At 49.5% G+C, this 18168-nt stretch carries 16 protein-coding genes; 1 reads left to right on the top strand and 15 read right to left on the bottom strand.

Annotated elements, in window-relative coordinates; all coding sequences use genetic code 11:
- Window positions 1–219: 219 nt before the first annotated feature.
- The 13 genes from Q0418_RS03715 to Q0418_RS03655 form a co-directional block, all read right to left on the bottom strand.
- Window positions 220–1620 carry a YbbR-like domain-containing protein gene (locus Q0418_RS03715; protein WP_298482341.1) on the bottom strand — a complete coding sequence of 467 codons (1401 nt, stop codon included), beginning with the start codon at window positions 1618–1620 and terminating at the stop codon, window positions 220–222.
- On the bottom strand, window positions 1559–2506 hold the full coding sequence (gene cdaA / locus Q0418_RS03710; RefSeq protein ID WP_298482339.1) for a diadenylate cyclase CdaA: 948 nt from the start codon (window positions 2504–2506) through the stop codon (window positions 1559–1561). The genes Q0418_RS03715 and cdaA overlap by 62 nt, the downstream gene beginning before the upstream one ends.
- Window positions 2507–2610: 104 nt before the next feature.
- Window positions 2611–3792 (bottom strand): aminotransferase class V-fold PLP-dependent enzyme, encoded by a 1182-nt coding sequence (locus Q0418_RS03705; RefSeq protein ID WP_298482337.1) that lies wholly within the window; start codon window positions 3790–3792, stop codon window positions 2611–2613.
- Window positions 3786–4013, bottom strand: a complete 228-nt coding sequence (locus tag Q0418_RS03700) for a hypothetical protein (protein WP_298482335.1) — start codon at window positions 4011–4013, stop codon at window positions 3786–3788. Before Q0418_RS03700 ends, Q0418_RS03705 begins: the two co-directional genes overlap by 7 nt.
- 230 nt (window positions 4014–4243) lie before the next feature.
- Window positions 4244–4732 (bottom strand): 2-C-methyl-D-erythritol 2,4-cyclodiphosphate synthase, encoded by a 489-nt coding sequence (ispF, locus tag Q0418_RS03695; RefSeq protein WP_298482334.1) that lies wholly within the window; start codon window positions 4730–4732, stop codon window positions 4244–4246.
- 5 nt (window positions 4733–4737) lie between these two features.
- The gene (ispD, locus tag Q0418_RS03690; RefSeq protein WP_298482332.1) at window positions 4738–5445 is read right to left on the bottom strand and encodes a 2-C-methyl-D-erythritol 4-phosphate cytidylyltransferase; all 708 of its coding nucleotides are present in this window, start codon (window positions 5443–5445) and stop codon (window positions 4738–4740) included.
- 425 nt (window positions 5446–5870) lie between these two features.
- Window positions 5871–6497, bottom strand: coding sequence for a redox-sensing transcriptional repressor Rex (locus Q0418_RS03685; RefSeq protein WP_298482330.1), 627 nt, complete (start codon window positions 6495–6497; stop codon window positions 5871–5873).
- 112 nt (window positions 6498–6609) lie between these two features.
- Window positions 6610–7344 carry a hypothetical protein gene (locus tag Q0418_RS03680; protein WP_298482328.1) on the bottom strand — a complete coding sequence of 245 codons (735 nt, stop codon included), beginning with the start codon at window positions 7342–7344 and terminating at the stop codon, window positions 6610–6612.
- A 127-nt stretch (window positions 7345–7471) separates the two neighbouring features.
- Window positions 7472–8686 carry an NADP-dependent isocitrate dehydrogenase gene (locus tag Q0418_RS03675; RefSeq protein WP_298482327.1) on the bottom strand — a complete coding sequence of 405 codons (1215 nt, stop codon included), beginning with the start codon at window positions 8684–8686 and terminating at the stop codon, window positions 7472–7474.
- A 144-nt stretch (window positions 8687–8830) separates the two neighbouring features.
- Window positions 8831–9187, bottom strand: coding sequence for a hypothetical protein (locus tag Q0418_RS03670; protein ID WP_298482325.1), 357 nt, complete (start codon window positions 9185–9187; stop codon window positions 8831–8833).
- The gene (locus tag Q0418_RS03665; protein WP_298482323.1) at window positions 9188–9934 is read right to left on the bottom strand and encodes a TraX family protein; all 747 of its coding nucleotides are present in this window, start codon (window positions 9932–9934) and stop codon (window positions 9188–9190) included. It abuts the gene before it with no gap.
- 267 nt (window positions 9935–10201) lie between these two features.
- Window positions 10202–12142: an aconitate hydratase gene (locus Q0418_RS03660; RefSeq protein ID WP_298482321.1), complete on the bottom strand. Its 1941-nt coding sequence runs from the start codon at window positions 12140–12142 to the stop codon at window positions 10202–10204.
- Window positions 12143–12413: 271 nt separating this feature from the next.
- Entirely contained in the window at window positions 12414–13187 is a 774-nt protein-coding gene (locus tag Q0418_RS03655; RefSeq protein ID WP_298482319.1) for a dockerin type I repeat-containing protein, read from the bottom strand.
- Between the two features lie 522 nt (window positions 13188–13709).
- On the opposite strand from Q0418_RS03655, the gene Q0418_RS03650 reads away from it, so the two are divergent.
- Window positions 13710–14672, top strand: coding sequence for an AEC family transporter (locus tag Q0418_RS03650; RefSeq protein ID WP_298482317.1), 963 nt, complete (start codon window positions 13710–13712; stop codon window positions 14670–14672).
- A 178-nt stretch (window positions 14673–14850) separates the two neighbouring features.
- Here the strand turns inward: Q0418_RS03650 and Q0418_RS03645 are convergent, their stop codons facing one another.
- Together Q0418_RS03645 and Q0418_RS03640 are read right to left on the bottom strand one after the other, a co-directional pair.
- On the bottom strand, window positions 14851–15870 hold the full coding sequence (locus tag Q0418_RS03645; protein WP_298482315.1) for a rod shape-determining protein: 1020 nt from the start codon (window positions 15868–15870) through the stop codon (window positions 14851–14853).
- The gene (locus Q0418_RS03640; RefSeq protein WP_298482313.1) at window positions 15867–18146 is read right to left on the bottom strand and encodes an ATP-dependent RecD-like DNA helicase; all 2280 of its coding nucleotides are present in this window, start codon (window positions 18144–18146) and stop codon (window positions 15867–15869) included. Before Q0418_RS03640 ends, Q0418_RS03645 begins: the two co-directional genes overlap by 4 nt.
- Window positions 18147–18168: the final 22 nt, after the last annotated feature.

Genomic DNA, 18168 nt, shown 5'->3' with positions numbered 1-18168 from the left:
CAGCTATATTTATTATAACAGCCGTACTGAAAAAAGTAAATGTATATTTTGTTAAGATTATGTTCGTGAGTGAAAATTCTTTAAGTCGTTTTTGTGCATTTTACACAAAAACATTGCACTTGCTATAAAAAACAGCCTTTGGCAAAAAAATAAATCGATATTCCGTCAAGAAATATCGATTTATCTTCAAACTTTTTTCTATAAATCTAAATGTGTAATTTACTCGTTCTCAGCCGCAGCTGTAGTAGTTTTATTCTGAGGATTCATGGTTGCAGCAGTGCCCGCATTACGCACGCCTTTTACTGCCACCCGATAATCTCCCACAGCCCACACAGTATCATAACGGGCACAGGAAATGGTGGGCGTGTAGTTAAAGGTAACAGTATCTCCGTCCACTGCGCCAGCCTGAGTAGAATAGCTTAGCAGATCCACATTCGCTGTAATATCACTTGCATCCAGGTCAGCCATGACATCTTCCGGACCGATCACGCTGACTGTGAGCTGCTGGGTGAGCACTTCAAAATCATAGGATGCCGGCGCATTGATAATGCCAATGTCAGAGAGAACAAATTCTTTCTTGGTCAGACCAGTGGAATCCAGAGTCAACGTCACCGTAGAAAATCCGGACTGGTTCACATATTCATCAGGAACTGTAACCACAAAATCATTGGAATAATTCAGGTCAATATCCCGGAGAGAGATTGAACCAATGTTGAATTCGTTCATTTCATCCATAGAAGTATTCGGTGCCGCCAGGGTGATCTGATCCTCTGAGAGAGACAGATGCAAAGAACTGAGGTCAAAGTTTGCCGGCGCATTGGTGATTTGATAGGTAATGTCCATGGTTTTTTGATACAGCACCGGTACTTCAATGGAGAATGTCGCCACATCATAGGAGAAGTTGGAGGAATCCACCTGCGTACCTGCTTCATTATAAAAGAGAAGCGTATCCGTTGTCAGAATTTTAGAGGCACTCAATTGTTCCTTCTGCTGGGTTTCTGCCACGCAGTAGGCGACCTGACTCAGCTGCTGCTGAGGTCCTGTCACATCAATGGTAGCCGGCGTACTCATAAAATTCTCTTCGTCCAAAACGCAGCCTTCTGCAAAGGTGATGTTCGGAACAGAGGGACGAATTTCAAAAGTATATGTATCGATCCGGTCGAAGGTCACATTCACCTTTGCGGGAGAAACGGACTTCACATTGAATTGTTCGTTATTGTTGCCGGTAACGGTAATCGAAAGATTTTTCGTTCCTGCGGCAGTCACATTTTCTATCACAGCCGTCGCCGTCAGATCATTTGCGTCAATATTACCCACCTTCGAACGATTTCCCTCAATCTGCACCGTAACTTCTTCCACATCATAATCAATAACGCTGAGCCCGTTTTCTTCGGCGGTGGTCCCTGCGATCTCTATCTGCAATGGAATATGGTTAATGGTGCGAGGCGTTGTGGGATAAATGGCAATGGAAATGACAAACCAAAGGACAATGGCAATGGCAACAGATGCGATCATCATTGCCGGACGACTTTCATAAAACCGCTGAAAAAATGTACCGTTATGGCTGGTCTTTTGTCTCTTCCGATGTTGTTTCTGCGGATGGTTCGGATTCTTTGGCATTGTCCTTCTCCTTTCTTGTCCTGCCCAGCTTGATAAACGGAAGCTTTTTCGCCACCTTGACGATAGGAGTTTCTGTATTTACTGTGATCAGACGATCTGTCAGCAGATGGTGCAGATTTTCTCGTGTAAAGCCGCTTTTGAGCACACCGTTTTCCGCCACAGAAATGGCACCAGTCTCCTCGGATACCACAATGACAATGGCATCGGAATTTTCACTCATACCAATGGCGGCACGATGGCGGGAACCGAGGCGCTTGTTAATGAGCTCTTCTTTCTGGGGCTTCGGCAGGAAACATGCTGCCGCCAGGATCTTGCCGTCCCGGACGATCACAGCACCGTCATGGAGCGGTGTCTTATTATAAAAGATGTTCCCGAACAATTCCTTGCTGGGGATGGCATCCAGAATGGTACCGTTGTCGATCTGTTCTCCCAGCCTTGTCTGCCGCTCGATAACGATTAGCGCACCGGTGGATGTAGCAGACAATTCCACGCAGGAATCACATATGACATCAATGGCATTGCTCCAGACACCCTCATCCGTTCCATAGCCGCTCGTAAACCGCAGTCCCAGCTTCGTATACCCCGCCTTTTCCAGGGTACGCCGCAGTTCCGGCTGGAACAAAATAATCACGGCGATCATGCCAATATTCAGCGTCTCCGAAAGCAAGTAAGAGATTGCTTTCATGTTGATCCACACAGAGATAATATAGACGATCAGAAGCAGAAGGATGCCTTTCAGCAGCTGACCAGCACGTGTTTCACGTACCAGCTTCATCACCACATAAACCAGGTAAGAAAGCACAAGGATATCTAAAATATCCACCGGTTCAGCCGTTTTAATGACGCTGAAAATCATATCTAACAAGTCTCTCCATTTCCAATCCATGCGCATTCCGTCCTTTCCTACTTCTTGTTCTGATATATGCCGGGTTCGTTGCAGTCAAACACCGTTATGTAACGAGGGCAGCGCCCTCGCACCGGTTCCTATTACTATTGTAACATATCACCGGATTTTTTCAATAGGTTTTCTTGATTTTTCAGAATATTGACATAATTTTTCAAGGAGGACGCCAACCGAAGGGTATCTGCTTCCCGACTGAAAGCAGAGGGTGCAAACCGGACCGTACCGTCCTCTGTGCCCAGCTTCTCATGTGCCAGCGGTGCGCAGTGCAGTCCGGCACGGAGACAGAACCCCTGCTGGCTGAGCCATGCCGCCACTGTTTCCGGCGAAGCGCCGTTTACGGTAAAGGATACAATGGGCACATAAGAAATGCCCGGTTCCCGATAGACAGTGATCTCCGGTATATCCTCCAGCGCCTGACAGAGCAGCTCACACAACCGGGATTCATGCCGGTACAATCCCTGCACCGTCCGCCGTTTGACAAAAGAGATACCAGCGCAGAGAGATGCTGCACCAATCACATTGAGTGTACCGCATTCCAGCCGATCCGGCAGGAACTCCGGCTGTTCCGGACTGCGTGATGCACTGCCCGTACCGCCCTGCATGAGGGGCTGGATGGGAAACGCACAGTCCGTCATGAGCACACCCGTTCCGGTAATGCCATACAGACCTTTATGCCCGGCAGTACACAGTATATTCATACCGTCCCGTTCCAATGACAGAGGCAGGATTCCGCACGCCTGGGCACCATCTGCAATGAAACAAAGTCCGTGCATCCGGCACAGCTGGGCAATTTCCCGGTAGGGCAGGATCTGACCAGTGACATTGCTGGCAATGGTACAGACCACCGCACGTGTATTCGGTCGTATCTCCGCCAGAAAGCGCTGTAAAGTCACAGCATCATCCGGCGAGACCTTTGCTATACTATAGGAGATCTTCCCTGCTTTGGCAAGTGCCACAACGGGACGATAAACGGAATTGTGTTCCAGATCGCTGATAATGACGTGATCTCCCGGTTTTAAAATGCCCTGAATCGCCACATTCAGGGCATGGGTGCAATTGAGTGTAAAAATGGTATTTTCTACTTTGGCATCAAAAAAATCAGCCACAGTTTCTCGTGCGTGGTAGACCATTTCCGAAGTACGCTCTGCAATCGCATGACCGCCTCTGCCGGCGTTGCCGAATTTCGCTACAGCTTCTGCCACAGCCTGGCGCACCTCCGGCGGCTTCGGATATGTGGTCGCCGCATTGTCAAAATTGACTATCACCACATCTCACGTCCCTCCTGCATCTCCCGGAACGGAACGCCTTCACTTGTCAAAATATCCGAAATCTTTCCGCAGTCTCCCTGTACCAAAAGCACAAATCCGCAGCCTTCCGGTCCAAGGTGTTCCAATCGGCGGATCTCGCTGGAATATCCATACCGCTGCAAAGTCCGGCGTGCCTGATTGGCATTCGTATACGAAACCATAGCCGCCTTGCATCCAGACATCTTTCTCACCCCTTTACATATTATAATGAGGAAACTGGTTCCTCATTTCAGTATATGCCGGGGGAAAGCACCGGGTGAGACTGGTGCGCAGTCAGATTTTGTGCAACAGCACCCCTCCACCGCCTGTCGGCGGTTCCCCTCCCCTTTCAGGGAGAGGCTTTTGGTAGTCGTCCACTGCATTCTCAAAATAAAAATCCATCGCCGAAGGCGATACCCACATTCCTAACTCCTCACTCCTCATTCTTCAAAAGCAAGCACACGCAATGGGCAGAAATGCCTGAGCCATCTCCGGTAAAGCCCAGTTTTTCCTCAGTGGTTGCCTTAACGCTGACCTGTTCCGCAGAGACACCGCATGCACGAGCAATATTCTCCCGCATCTGTACAATATAGGGTGCCAGCTTCGGACGCTGACAGAGAATGGTAGCATCCAGATTTCCCACAACATAGCCGCAGGCATGTACTTTTTCTACTACGCATTCTAATAGCTTCAGGCTATCTGCCCCGGCGTAGGCAGGATCTGTATCCGGAAAGTGCTTGCCGATATCCCCCAGCGCCAATGCACCCAGCAGTGCATCCGAAACAGCATGGAGCAACACATCTGCATCAGAATGCCCCATCAGTCCTTTTTCAAAGGGAATTTCCACGCCGCCAAGAATCAGTTTCCGTTCCTCCACCAGGCGGTGCACATCATATCCATGTCCAATTCGAAAAGGTATCATTCCCATTACACTTCCTCCTCACGCCGCTGCAATAACAGCTGTGCAATTGCAATATCCTCCGGCGTTGTGATTTTGATATTGGTATAGTCGCCCGTGGTCATGTACACCTTACAATTGATCGCCTCCACAAGCTGGCAGTCATCGGTAAAATCCAGGGCATGTTCCTGGGCAAAGGTCACCGCTTCAAAGTACAGCGACCGCTTGAATACCTGCGGTGTCTGGGTGATGAACAAATGGGGGCGATAGGGCGTGTCCACGATCAGGTGATCATTTACTATTTTAATAGTATCCTTTACCGGAACACCCAGCGTTGCACCGCCGAACACGGAAGCGTCCTGAATAACCTGCGCAATATGCTTTGTCTGTACCAGAGGACGTGCGCCGTCATGTATCGCAATCATGGTCGTTCCCTTGGACAGGGCACGCAGACCGCACATGACGCTCTGCTGCCGGGTGGAACCGCCTTCCACAACAGCGTGCAGTTTGGATATGCCGCACTGGGCTGCCGATTCCCGGATGGCGTCGTGATCTGCCGGGCGTGCCACAACGATGATCTCCGCCACACGATTACAGGCTTCAAATGCACGCATAGTCTGTCCGATAACCGTGGTATCTCCCAAGGGCAATAAAATCTTGTTTTTCCCCTGCATCCGTGTGGCATTTCCGGCGCACACCAGAATGACAGAGGTATCTGTTCTCTGTTCCTGTTCCATTGTTGTTCTCCTTTCCACGTGTTCATGATCTTGAAAAAAACAGATCTATCCGCTTGACAAATCCTATCAAATCTGATATTATAAGTATAGAAGAGCATACCGGTCGACGGTCCGCTCCCATTTGGATAATATAAGAATTAGCCGTCCTGGGTTGCAAGCGAAGGGCGGTTATTTCTTTTTATTATGATAGAAGATAAAACAAATCAATGTTGCAAACGCCATGAGAAGATCACAGAACTGCATCAATTCCTGCCATGTAACATAATTGTCCATACTATCACCTCCCATCCTATGTAAAATAGCATGGGAGCGAGAAAAGACCGCCGTACCGTTTATGGTATGCTCCACATTTATTATAGCATGTTCCGGCAGAGTTTGTCAACAAGCAAAGGGTACTGATTCCAAAACCAGTACCCTTTTTTTGTTTATAGATTGTGCAGTTTATAAGAGAGCGTCATGAGACTGTCGTCCAGATGCACCGTAACCACTTGGGCATGCTCCACAGCAATGTCACAGTGGCTGAAATTCCACAGACCACGGATTCCCAGAGACACCAAACGCTCTGCCACTGCCTGGGCAGATTCCTTTGGCAGACAGAGTACCGCTGCCGCCGGATGATGTGCTGCGCAAAACGTCTCCAGCTGTTCCATGGAAAAAATCGCAATCCCTGCCAGCTCTTTTCCGATCAATTCCGGCTTAATGTCGAAAATGCCCATGAGCCGAAACCCACGTTCTTCAAAGCGTACATTTTCAGAAACCACCTTGCCCAGACTCCCGGCACCCACCAGAATCGCCGGCAGAAGCTGGGGCAATCCCATGATGCGCTCCAGGTTTTCCCGCAGTTCTTTTACGGAATATCCGCTGCCCTGCTGTCCGAAGCAGCCGAAACAACTGAGATCCTGTCGGATCTGGGATGCTGTCATGCCCAGCTGCCTGCCCAGTTCCCGGGACGAAGTCCGCTGCTGTCCGGTGCGTTCCAGTTCCTGCAACAGCCGGTAATACCGGGGCAGACGGCGCACTACAGATGCAGAAGCCTCATATTTTTGTTCCAAAACCGATCGCTCTCCTGTCATGCACTTGCATCATTTTTTCGAACACACTCTAAGGAAACAAGCCTCGCCTTAAAAATCACACTATTGCCAGCATGTTTCAATCGGCTGCGTTTCAGTCATTGTGCGGTGTTCTCCTGGAAAGGCATACCGCAGTTCCACCGGAAAGCACGAACAGCGAAAGCACGCCAACAGGTATCTCATTTCCTGTGGCAGGCGAACTGGAAGTTTTCTTGGTTGGTGTAGTAGGTGTTGCTGTTAAAACTTCTTTCTCTACTGTCGTGGTCGTTTCTGTTTCTGTGACAGTTCCTTCCTCGAGTGTAGTTGTAGTAGTTTTCTCAGAATCCATCGTTATGTTGGTTACATTTGAAAGTGTAAATACAATTCGAATGTTCTCATATACCTCTGTGGTGATATCGTTATAGCCTTCGCCTCGAAATGTGCAAAACATGCCCGTAACACCTTTTTCACCAAATGCATAATCCGATGCAATAGCATAATTTAGCTGACCACTTATGCCTTCTGCCTTAACACCATCCAGCCAAAGTTCGTCGATGGAGTAGTTCACATCGCCATATTGTCCGAATGCGCCATAATCCGTATGTTCAATCTTCAGTCTGATTGTTTGCGCTTCCTGGACATTCACATCATCTGGAATTTCCCAGGTCATATCATATTGACCGTTTCCATAAATATCGTCACCCGCCAAATTTTCCTGACCAATTTGAAGGGATGCTGTACCGATTGCTGTGGTCTGTTCCGTATCTTCCGCAGAGACAATTCCTACTCCCATGATGGAAACCGCAAGAGCAGATGACAATGCAATGGATAAAATTTTCTTCTGAATCATTTTAATTCCCCCTGTTAAATATGATTGATAATGATAAAAAATATAGAACAACGCCGCACAAAGAGCGTTCGTCAGCCTTGCACGTCATATCCTTTCTTCTGACGCATCACCCTTGTGCGGTATTGCTTTACGCCATCAGCGCAGCCAGACGCTCGTTGATTGCCTCCAGGAATTCCTTGGAGTTCACCTTCTTCTTGTTCTCCAGCTTGGAAATCAGATAAAGATCACCAGTCATAACGCCATCCTCAATGGTTTGGATGGTTGCCTTTTCCAGCTTATCTGCAAACTCTACCAGTTCCGGCAGCTTGTCCAATTCACCACGCTTGCGCAGTGCACCGCTCCATGCGAAGATGGTTGCAACGGAGTTGGTGGAAGTCTCCTCGCCCTTGAGATACTTATAATAGTGGCGCTGTACAGTACCGTGTGCAGCTTCATACTCATAGATGCCATCCGGAGAAACCAGAACAGAGGTCATCATTGCCAGGCTGCCATAAGCGGTGGAAACCATGTCGGACATCACATCGCCGTCATAGTTCTTGCAAGCCCAGATATAGCCGCCATTAGAACGAATGACACGTGCCACTGCATCGTCGATCAGGGTGTAGAAGTATTCAATACCAGCAGCCTCGAACTTCTCCTTGTACTCTGCATCGTAGATCTCCTGGAAGATATCCTTGAAGGTGTGGTCATACTTCTTGGAAATGGTATCCTTTGTTGCAAACCACACATCCTGCTTCAGATCCAGACCGTAGTTAAAGCAAGCACGAGCAAATCCGGCAATGGAATTTGCCTTGTTGTGCAGACCCTGGATGATGCCGTCTGTATCCTTGAAATCAAAGATCAGTTCCCGGGACTCGTTGCCCTCTGCATCGGTAACAACCAGTTCCGCCTTGCTGCCCTGCTTTACTTTCATTTCGGTATTCTTGTACACATCGCCGTAAGCATGACGGGCAATGGTAATGGGCTTTGTCCAGGTGGGGATATACGGCTCCACGCCCTTTACCAGAATCGGGGTACGGAATACAGTGCCGTCCAGAATGGCACGGATGGTGCCGTTGGGGCTTTTCCACATCTGGGACAGGTTGTATTCCGGCATTCTTGCCGCATTGGGGGTAATGGTAGCGCACTTCACTGCAACGCCGTACTTCTTGGTGGCATTGGCGCTGTCGATGGTCACCTGATCCTTGGTCTTTTCACGATATTCCAGACCCAGATCATAGTATTCGGTCTTGAGGTCTACATAGGGCGTCAGCAGGATATCCTTGATCCACTGCCACAGGATACGGGTCATCTCGTCGCCGTCCATCTCAACCAGCGGCGTTGTCATTTGAATCTTTGCCATTTGAAATTCCTCCTCAAATTCATTCTCATTGCCATAAATACAACAATTTTATTCAAAGCGTTTCTGCCGGAACAATTTTATGCCCGGCACGCTTCGCCAACTCAGAAATTTTGTCATATACCGCAGTTGTCACAAATATCACTGTCACTTTTTTTCTTTGCAATGGTACAGCAGCCAGACAAATCCGCCGCCCAACACCAGACAGGCAATTGCCAGAACAGGCTTTTCCAGAAAGAATTGCAGCAATTCCGGAAGCTGCCGGAACATGCGGCATTTGTCATACAAATACCAAAGGAAAATCGGTACAGTCACAGACACAATCACAAGCACCAATGCAATTTCCAGACCATGCTGTCGTTTCATTTTCCGCTCATGTTTCTTCAGTGCCCTTTGCATGGATTCATCCTGCATGGCTTCTTCCATGGAAACATAGTGCGATGTTTGATTCAAGTGCTGTTCAAACAGCTTTTTCAGGTCATCGAACTCCATATCCTGTTTCATTTACGCAAGCACCATCCATTTCAGCAATCCCAGCACCAGCAGGTGCGCCGGATAGAACACGTAGAAAAACCACTTGTGCACTGGCTTTTTGCTGCCGCTTTCGCCGTTATAGCAGAACTGAATGAGCAGCGGTACCATGAAAATGCCCAAACGAAACAGCGCTGCCCACCACGGATTTGCAAACAGGATATCCATGCAGCGAACCGCCGTAATAATGCAGAATGCCGTCCATTTCTCTCTGGGATTTTTCCGGTAAATATACAGAAACAGACAGTACAGCACATCAGAGACCGGCCAGTCTCCCACAATTGAAAGTGCGCACAATCCGATGATGCCTAAAATCTTCACCAATTTTGGACATTTGCCCTTATCCCAGAGCCAGATGGCAAGCAGTCCCAGCAGCAGCGTGTACAGCACGCCGAAATAGGGACGCACCTGCACAGAGCCGTCCTGTATGACAATTGGCAATGTGCCATATTCAAAATACACAAAGGGAATCCAGGACAGCAGAGCAAAAACTCCCAGCCGCAGGGCATATTTTTTCACATTCCGGGTGTAATGATACCCTTCCGCCACAAAATACGCCATAGTGGGTCCTGTCAGCCGCCCGATGAAGTGCATCACCTGTCCCAAAAGGGAATCCAGAGGCACAAATGCCCATGCAATATGGTCAATAAGCATTGCCGCAATGACCAGATATTTCAGCTGATTGCGGTTCAAAAAGCCACTTTGCTTTGTTGGCTTCATGTAGTTTTGTTCCTTACTTTTTTCTGTTCCGGAAATAATTCCGAATCACAGTAATTCCAATTGCCAGTGCAATTGCAATAACCAAGATTAAAATAGCTTTTACAGGACTTTCTTGAAAAACGCCAAGAAGATTCCGTACCGTCCGCTGTCGGCGCCATGCATAGAGCAGAAAGACGACGACAAATGCGAAAATCCAGCCCAGGATCTCCCCCAATTTTCCGCCTTTTCCACTATCATTCCCAGACATAATCCAATTTTCCCTTTCGCTTACTTTGCCAGCGCATCACGAGTATAATCCAGCAGACCGCCAGCCAGGATAATATCCTTGGTACGTCCGGTCAGTTCACACAGCACCGGGATCTCTGCGCCTGTTGTCTTGTTGACAACGGTCAGTTCCGTCTCGCCTGCTTCTACCTTGGCACGAATATCTGCCAGTTCCAGCACATCGCCCTGGGAGATCTTATCATAATCTGCTTCATTCACAAAAGTCAGGGGCAGAATACCTGCGTTGATGAGGTTTGCCCGGTGGATTCTGGCGAAGCTCTTCACCAGAACAGCCTTGACGCCCAGATACAGGGGAGCCAGCGCTGCATGTTCACGGGATGAGCCCTGACCATAGTTGGAGCCGCCCACGATAATGCTCTTGCCCATTTCCTTGGCACGAGCCGGGAATGCTTCATCACAAACCGTAAAGCAGTGCTGAGAAATTGCCGGGATATTGGAACGCAGCGGCAGGATCTTTGCACCAGCCGGCATAATGTGGTCGGTGGTGATATTGTCGCCTACCTTCAGGGAAACCCCTGCGGAAATGGTTGCTTCCAGCGGTGCAGTTTCCGGGAAGGGCTTGATGTTCGGACCACGGAGAATTTCTACGCTGTCCATTTCCTCTTCCGGTGCCGGCAGCACGATCATGTTATCATTTACCGTAAACTTCTCCGGCAGAACGAATTCCGGCATTTCGCCCAGTTCTCTCGGGTCGCTGAGATAACCGGTCAGTGCGGAATAAGCAGCCAGTTCCGGAGAAACCAGATAGATCTGACCATCCTTTGTTCCGGAGCGTCCCAGGAAGTTTCGGTTAAAGGTACGCAGAGAAATACCGCCGGAATTAGGCGCCTGTCCCATACCGATACACGGACCGCATGCACTCTCCAGGATTCTAGCACCAGCATCAATCATAATGCCCAGCAGACCCATATCTGCCATCATATTCAGTACCTGCTTGGAACCCGGTGCAATTGCCAGAGAAACATCAGGATGAACCGTCTTGCCCTTGAGGATGTGGGCAACCTTCATCATATCCAGCAGCGAGGAGTTGGTGCAGGAACCGATGCAGACCTGATCGACTTTCAGTTTGCCGATCTCTGCCACGCTCTTGACATTGTCCGGAGAATGAGGACATGCTGCCAGGGGCACCAGTTCGCTCAGGTTGATCTCTACGACTTCGTCATAAACAGCTTCCGGGTCAGCCTTCTGCTCTGTCCAGACTTCACCTCTGCCCTGGGCTTCCAGGAACTGCTTTGTCACTTCATCCGACGGGAAGATGGAAGTGGTTGCGCCAAGCTCTGCGCCCATGTTTGTAATGGTCGCACGCTCCGGCACAGACAGGCTCTTGACACCCTCGCCGCAGTATTCGATGACCTTGCCTACGCCGCCCTTGACAGACAGGCGCTTCAGGACTTCCAGGATAACATCCTTTGCAGCCACCCAGGGAGACAGCTTTCCGGTCAGTTCTACTTTTACTACCTTCGGGCAGGTGATATAATAAGTACCGCCGCCCATAGCAACTGCCACGTCCAGACCGCCTGCACCCATGGCGATCATACCGATACCGCCGCCGGTGGGCGTGTGGCTGTCAGAGCCGATGAGGGTCTTTCCAGGTACGCCGAAGCGTTCCAGATGAACCTGATGGCAGATACCGTTGCCCGGACGGGAGAAGTAAATGCCGTGCTTCTTTGCCACGCTGCCGATAAAGCGGTGGTCGTCTGCATTTTCGAAGCCGCTTTGCAGGGTATTGTGGTCAATGTATGCCACGCTGCGTTCTGTCCGCACACGCGGTACGCCCATTGCCTCAAATTCCAGATATGCCATTGTGCCAGTCGCATCCTGTGTCAGAGTCTGGTCAATACGGATTCCGATTTCAGAACCTTTTACCATTTCGCCCTCTACCAGATGCGCTTTCAGGATCTTTTCCGTCAGGGTCAGTCCCATGTCCATCATTCCTTTCGTGTTTGGCTCTGCAAACGCACGGCAAGCCATCCATTTACGAGCATTTATCAATACCCTATTATTATAGCAAAAATCGGACATACTTGTCAAGGGCTGGGTCTGGGTTCGAAAAGATACAAAGCGGAGATGGAAAAATACGTTTTAAAACATAATTGGCGCAGAATATCTGTCATGCGCACAGCGCAAAAAACCGCCGGCAGAGGTCTGTCGACGGTTTTTCCGTGAATCAATATTCGTATGTGTTGCAAAACGTTTATTCGCCGAATTGTACACGGCTGCCAATGCTGTCCCGGTCTACGTAATACTTTCCATCGCCGAAGTATAGTTCAGATATGTCACGCCCCACAGCATCTTCAACATACATGCCCATCAGAAGCACAACATCATCCATGGAAATCTCGTTATTCCCATCAATATCCAACAGATTGTATTCCATTTGAGTAAGTGCACAATCATAATCCTCCAACCAAGTAAGACGTAACAATTCATTGTATATCGCTTCATCTTCTGTTGGATCAAGCGTGCGCCATTCTTGTGTTTCTCCCTCGCAAATCTCAACAATTGCAGATCCAGGTTCCCGTCCAGAAATGCCATATCCATATAAATGTGGCATATCAGGAATGGGAGTCTCAATAACATTTACAGGCTTACAAACAGATTCCCAAGCATACACTTTCATCGCAATGCCGAAGCTCGTACCTAAAGAAATAGTATAGTCCGATGTCCCATCTTTCAACATATCGCCCAACATATACATACGGTTCTCAAAAATCCAGTCGGCATCCGCCTGATTTACTGCGCCGTCTGCATTGACATCAGCCAGTGCAAGCTGTTCCTCAGTCAACGTGTAGCTTTCGTCCAGCACATAGCGAGACACCATAGCCGCATCATGTCCGGTGATATATCCGTCCATGTCTACATCGCCCAGTGCATAGGTGCTTTCCTCAGCACTGACGGACAGAATGGGGAGCGCTGAGACAGCCATGACAGCTGCGGTGAGAAATGAGATTGCCTTTCTTGTTTTCATAAATAATCACCTTTCCTTTATAATATGTAGAATTATTTTATGCCCCTTGCACAAAACAATTTCTTTATCTTTAGTATATACCGATCAAATTTAAAAGTCAAGTGTAAATTCGGCAAATTTTCAAATCATTTTGTAAATAAATTTTGAATGCAGCTTGTGAAGTTGCAGGTGCAGCGCTGTGTTCGCCCAACATCAGTATAATCCCATAAGGTAAAGCAGAAAAGACTGATATTCTTGAGGCAACACCGTTCAAAATCCACCCATTTGACAAATCACCCCAAATGCGCTACACTATAAAGGCAATACCGCACAAAGATTGTGCGTCAGATGTACTCTACGAGCATAAACTTTGTCAGATTTTTCGTCAGATGAAACAAAAAGCGCAGTGAATACTTTGTGTATTCACGAGCATTTTTGTGAAATATGACGCAAAATATGCAAGCATATGACGTGCAAAGCCGTCAGGCGCTCTTTGTGCGGTGTTGCTTAAAGGATACAAAACGAAGAATGGAAGCGAATGTCATGCAAACCTTTACCCAAAATCTCATATTCAGTCTCAACGCCACGATTCCAGTGTTTCTCATGATGGTATTCGGTTGGTGTATGCAAAAAGTCCACTTGCTGGACGACCACTCCACCGCCAAGATCAACCAGTTCGTGTTCAAGGCATTGTTACCGGCACTGCTGTTCATGGACTTGTCCACAGCGGATTTCCAGACAGTCTGGGACACAAAATTTGTGCTGTTCTGCTTTCTCGCTACGGTATGCAGCATTATGATTGCCCTGCTCTTTTCCATGCTCCATAAGGACAAGGTGGAACGGGGTGAGATCATCCAGGCATCCTATCGGAGCAGTGCGGCGATCCTGGGCATAGCCTTTGTCAATAATATTTACGGCGAAGCTACCATGGCGGCGCTCATGATCGTGGGAACCGTTCCCTTGTACAACGTCATTGCCGTCATTACCCTTTCCCTGACTGCGCCGAAGGACGGCGAAAAGACCAGTCCCAGGGCATTGTTCCTGCGCACCCTGAAGGATGTCCTCACAAATCCCATTATCCTGGGCATTGTCGTGGGAATGCTCTGGTCTGTGCTGCATATTCCCCAGCCGGTGATCCTGTCGAAATCCGTCTCCTATCTGGGCAATATGGCAACGCCCCTGTCCCTGATTGCCCTGGGTGCATCCTTCCAGGTGGGCAACGCCAAGGGAAGGCTCCCGGTGACCCTGGGTATTTCCTTTATCAAGCTGGTGCTGTTCTGCGGCATCTTCCTGCCGGCTGCCATCTGGCTGGGATTCCGGGACGAGAAGCTCATCGCCATTCTTGTCATGCTTGGCAGTGCCACAACGGGAAGCTGCTTTGTCATGGCACGCAATATGAAGCATGAGGGAACCATCACGGCATGTGCGGTGATGATGACAACCCTGCTCAGTGCATTTACGCTGACAGCGTGGCTGTTTGTTTTGAAAACCTTGGAGTATATCTGATAAAGAAAACAAAAGGGCTGTTGCAGACAGTCAAAATCCAACAGGAAAACGGTGCGATGCCCACATCGACCCGTGAACCAGGATTTTACTGTCCTTGCAACAGTCCCTTTCGATTTACGTAAACAACATAATTTCATTTTTGTCAAGTGTTTTTTATCTCAAAAATCCGCCAAAAAGCTCACTTAAACTGATACACCGCAATATTCTCAAAGCCATCCAGCAGCGTATCCATCTTCCGGAATGCAATTGCCGTGCCCTTTGCCACACAATGGATGGAATCCTTCGCCACAACGCACTTCACCTGTAACGTTCGCTCCACCAGTTTCCGCAAACCGCCCAGCATAGCACCGCCGCCTGCCATCAGTACACCGTTTTCGTAGATATCGCCCACCAACTCCGGCGGTGTCTCCTCCAGAACCGTTTTGATCGCCTCAATAATATCAGCAACTACGTCCTCCACCGCCTCGAAGATCTCCAGCTCGCTGACCTCCTGCATTTCCGGCAGTCCGCTGACCAGATTACGTCCCTTGACCCATGCCGTCACATCGGCTCTGGGGTCGTAGAGGTTGGTCATCTCAATCTTGATCCGTTCCGCCGTGCGTTCCCCAATGAGAAGCTTGTACTTGGTCTGCATATAGCGGATGATCGCCTGATCCAGCGTATTCCCTGCCGCACGGACAGAATGAGAAGTAACAATACCATTCATGGAGACGATCGCCACATCGGTAGTGCCGCCGCCGATATCCACCACCATATTGCCCCGTGCCTTGCCGATATTCACCCCGGCACCGATCAGTGCCGCAATGGGTTCGTCGATCAGATAAGCTTTCCGGGAGCCGGCACTCATGGCGGCTTCCACTACAGCACGCTTTTCCACATCCGTAATAAATGACGGCACGCAGATTATGATACGTGGCTTTGTGAGACGATGCCCGGTGACCTGCAGGATAAACTCCCGGATCATGTACTGGGTCATGCGGTCATCGGAAATGACACCCCCGGAAAGGGGACGCACTACCTCAATATAATCCGGTGTTTTGCCGATCATCTGATAGGCACGCTTGCCCACAGCAAGTACTTCCTTTGTGCGTGTATGATAGGCGATGGCAGAGGGTTCGCTGAGCACAACGCCCTTTTTCCCCAGTGTAATGACTGTATTTGCAGTCCCCAAATCAATCCCGATGTCTGTTTTGCTCATGACGATTCCTCCTGTTCTTCTGCTTCTGCACCGTCTGTTTCTTCCGGCAAACGGGCAGTCTTTGTCCCGGGTCTCTGCTGTTCCAGCAGCATTTCCCGCAGACAGGTATATCGATACATCCGGCGATTGTTATCCACCATCTGATAAATCACATTTTTTGAGCCGATCAATATCAGCAGCCGGCGAGCACGTGTCACCGCCGTATACAGCAGATTCCGATAATACAGCTTCGGAAAGCCCCCCAGCAGCGGCATCACCACCGCCTGGAATTCACTGCCCTGACTTTTGTGCACCGTGACAGCATAGGCAAGCTCCAGCTGATCCAACTGGTCAAAAGAATAAGTCACATGACGGCCGTCAAACTCCGCCACGACTTCCTGACTCTGCCGGTTTATGGCACGGAGATAGCCGATATCACCGTTGAAAATACCTGTGCCATTCTCCCCGTCCTTATGCCAGATGATGTCATAATTATTCTTGATCTGCATGACCTTGTCGCCTTCCCGGAAAGTGTACAGCACAGACTTCACTTCCGGCAAAGATTTGGACGGTGGATTGAGTACCTCCTGCAAACGCTGGTTCAGTTCCACCACGCCCATAATACCTTTCCGGGACGGCGTAATCACCTGAATATCCTCCGTAGGCGAATAGCCGTAAGCCTTGGGCAGACGTTCCTGCACCAGTTCCAGCATCAGGGAGATCGCCGGTTCCGGCTTCAGCCGCTGGAAGAAAAAGCAGTCGCTTTTTTTCTGGGTCAGGTCAGGGTATTCTCCTCGGATGATCTTGTGGGCATTGGTAATAATGCTGCTCTTCTGCGCCTGGCGAAAAATTTCTTTCAACGCAACCACAGGGACTCGTCCGCTGTCAATGAGGTCACGCAGGAGATTGCCTGCGCCTACAGACGGCAATTGATCGCAGTCTCCCACCAGTACCAGCTTACAGCCCAGCCGCAGCGCCCGAAGCAGATGTTCAAACAACAGCACATCCACCATAGACATCTCATCTACGACCATGACATCGCAGTCCAGTGGATTCTGCTCATTGTGCTGAAAGCGCATATTGCCGGACATGTCATATTCCACTGCCAGCATCCGGTGAATGGTGCTCGCCTCATAGCCTGTCAGGTCAGATACACGGCTGGCAGCACGTCCCGTCGGGGCAGCGATCATAACACGATAGCCCTGCTTCTCATACAGTGCAATAATGGCATTCAGCGTAGTTGTCTTACCTGTGCCGGGACCGCCGGTGAGAATTACCATGCCACGGGATAATGCCGTGGTAATCGCCTGCCGCTGCAATGCCGCATAGTGCATTCCCTGTTCCTTTTCCTGTGCGTCGATAAGTTCTGTGAAATCCGTCCGATCTTCCGGCGCACTGAAATCCATAATGACGCCCACACGGTCTGCAATATACCGTTCTGCGATGTAATAATCCTCCAGAAAGACAAAGGGTCTCTCTGCCTTTTCATAGATATAGATCACATGCTCGTCCAGTGCCTGAGCATATGCCGCATCAAAATCCTCCGGCTGGACTTTCAGATAACTGCACACCTTTGGACGGAGCCTGTCCAGAGGCAGACAGGTATAACCGGAATTGGCGTTATATTGCAGCAAATAGACGATTCCCGCCTGTACACGCTGGGGTGCAGAAGCGGAAAAGTGCATACCATATGCCACAGCATCTGCTTTCTGGAACTCCAGATCGATTCCCGGCGAACAAAGCAGATAGGGATTTGCCGCCAGCAGATCCATGGCACCTGCACCCCATCTTTGGTAGGCACGCATGGCATATTTGGAGCGAATGCCGTACTGCGCCAGAAATTGCATCAGGGAACGCAAGGCGAAGATCTGCTGTACCTCTGCGGCAATAGCTTCACACTTTTTCGGCGAAATACCACGTATTTCCAGCAACCGGGTCGGTTCTTTCTCCATGATCACAAGGGTCTGGTCACCGAATGCCTCCACGATTTTCCGTGCCAGAGAGGGACCGATACCCTTGATGGCACGAGAGGAGAGATATTTCTGGATATTCAGGGCATCTGCCGGGAGTTTCCGTTCCCAGTACTGCGCCCGGAACTGTGCGCCGAAGCGGGGATGGTTCACATATTCCCCATCCACCAAAAGCCGCTCGCCCTCTTCTGCCTCGCCGATCTCGCCCACCACAGTGACCGGGGAGCCATTTACATCCAGTTCCAGCACTGTATAGCCGTTCTGGTCATTGCGGTACAGCACATGTTCCACAATGCCCTCCAAATGCAGAGGTGCTTTTTCTGCCAAACGGATTCCCTCCCCTTTTTCT

Origin of the sequence: uncultured Ruminococcus sp., from assembly GCF_937915125.1 — a bacterium.
Lineage (GTDB): Bacteria > Bacillota > Clostridia > Oscillospirales > Ruminococcaceae > Ruminococcus_C.
The sequence above is the reverse complement of the archived record's forward strand: the minus strand, read 5'-3'. Positions and strand labels throughout refer to the sequence as shown.

Coding starts and splice junctions, on each gene's coding strand:
- ispD (WP_298482332.1), bottom strand. CDS start 5,445: ATGGAACAGGAACAGAGAACAGATACCTCTGTCATTCTGGTGTGCGCC.
- Q0418_RS03645 (WP_298482315.1), bottom strand. CDS start 15,870: ATGAGCAAAACAGACATCGGGATTGATTTGGGGACTGCAAATACAGTC.
- Q0418_RS03670 (WP_298482325.1), bottom strand. CDS start 9,187: ATGAAACAGGATATGGAGTTCGATGACCTGAAAAAGCTGTTTGAACAG.
- ispF (WP_298482334.1), bottom strand. CDS start 4,732: ATGATACCTTTTCGAATTGGACATGGATATGATGTGCACCGCCTGGTG.
- cdaA (WP_298482339.1), bottom strand. CDS start 2,506: ATGGATTGGAAATGGAGAGACTTGTTAGATATGATTTTCAGCGTCATT.
- Q0418_RS03715 (WP_298482341.1), bottom strand. CDS start 1,620: ATGCCAAAGAATCCGAACCATCCGCAGAAACAACATCGGAAGAGACAA.
- Q0418_RS03665 (WP_298482323.1), bottom strand. CDS start 9,934: ATGAAGCCAACAAAGCAAAGTGGCTTTTTGAACCGCAATCAGCTGAAA.
- Q0418_RS03680 (WP_298482328.1), bottom strand. CDS start 7,344: ATGATTCAGAAGAAAATTTTATCCATTGCATTGTCATCTGCTCTTGCG.
- Q0418_RS03650 (WP_298482317.1), top strand. CDS start 13,710: ATGCAAACCTTTACCCAAAATCTCATATTCAGTCTCAACGCCACGATT.
- Q0418_RS03700 (WP_298482335.1), bottom strand. CDS start 4,013: ATGTCTGGATGCAAGGCGGCTATGGTTTCGTATACGAATGCCAATCAG.
- Q0418_RS03675 (WP_298482327.1), bottom strand. CDS start 8,686: ATGGCAAAGATTCAAATGACAACGCCGCTGGTTGAGATGGACGGCGAC.
- Q0418_RS03660 (WP_298482321.1), bottom strand. CDS start 12,142: ATGGGACTGACCCTGACGGAAAAGATCCTGAAAGCGCATCTGGTAGAG.
- Q0418_RS03655 (WP_298482319.1), bottom strand. CDS start 13,187: ATGAAAACAAGAAAGGCAATCTCATTTCTCACCGCAGCTGTCATGGCT.